At 52.7% G+C, this 1056-nt stretch carries 1 rRNA gene; it reads left to right on the forward strand.

From position 1 onward, the window contains the following. A 23S ribosomal RNA gene (locus tag DET59_RS21390) occupies positions 1 to 1056 on the forward strand; the annotation flags it as partial.

Here is a 1056-nt window from a genome sequence, read left to right on the forward strand (position 1 = left end):
CCATTTAAAGAGTGCGTAATAGCTCACTGGTCGAGTGACTCTGCGCCGAAAATGTACCGGGGCTAAACGTATCACCGAAGCTGTGGATTGACACCGTTTGGTGTCAGTGGTAGGAGAGCGTTCTAAGGACTGCGAAGCTAGACCGTAAGGACTGGTGGAGTGCTTAGAAGTGAGAATGCCGGTATGAGTAGCGAAAGATGGGTGAGAATCCCATCCACCGAATGCCTAAGGTTTCCTGAGGAAGGCTCGTCCGCTCAGGGTTAGTCGGGACCTAAGTCGAGGCCGATAGGCGTAGACGATGGACAACAGGTTGATATTCCTGTACCACCTCTTTTCCGTTTGAGCAATGGGGGGACGCAGGAGGATAGGGTAAGCGCACTGCTGGATATGTGCGTCTAAGCAGTTAGGCTGATGATGAGGCAAATCCCATCATCGTGAAGGCTGAGCTGTGATAGCGAGCGAATTATAGTAGCGAAGTTCCTGATTCCACACTGCCAAGAAAAGCCTCTAGCGAGGAAAAAGGTGCCCGTACCGCAAACCGACACAGGTAGGCGAGGAGAGAATCCTAAGGTGAGCGAGAGAACTCTCGTTAAGGAACTCGGCAAAATGACCCCGTAACTTCGGGAGAAGGGGTGCTCTGGTAGGGTGCAAGCCCGAGAGAGCCGCAGTGAATAGGCCCAGGCGACTGTTTAGCAAAAACACAGGTCTCTGCGAAGCCGTAAGGCGAAGTATAGGGGCTGACGCCTGCCCGGTGCTGGAAGGTTAAGAGGAGTGCTTAGCTCTAAGCGAAGGTGCGAATCGAAGCCCCAGTAAACGGCGGCCGTAACTATAACGGTCCTAAGGTAGCGAAATTCCTTGTCGGGTAAGTTCCGACCCGCACGAAAGGCGTAACGATCTGGGCACTGTCTCAACGAGAGACTCGGTGAAATTATAGTACCTGTGAAGATGCAGGTTACCCGCGACAGGACGGAAAGACCCCGTGGAGCTTTACTGTAGCCTGATATTGAATTTTGGTACAGCTTGTACAGGATAGGTAGGAGCCTTGGAAACCGGAGC

Origin of the sequence: Rossellomorea aquimaris (assembly GCF_003315075.1) — a bacterium.
Classification (GTDB): Bacteria; Bacillota; Bacilli; order Bacillales; family Bacillaceae_B; genus Rossellomorea; species Rossellomorea aquimaris_C.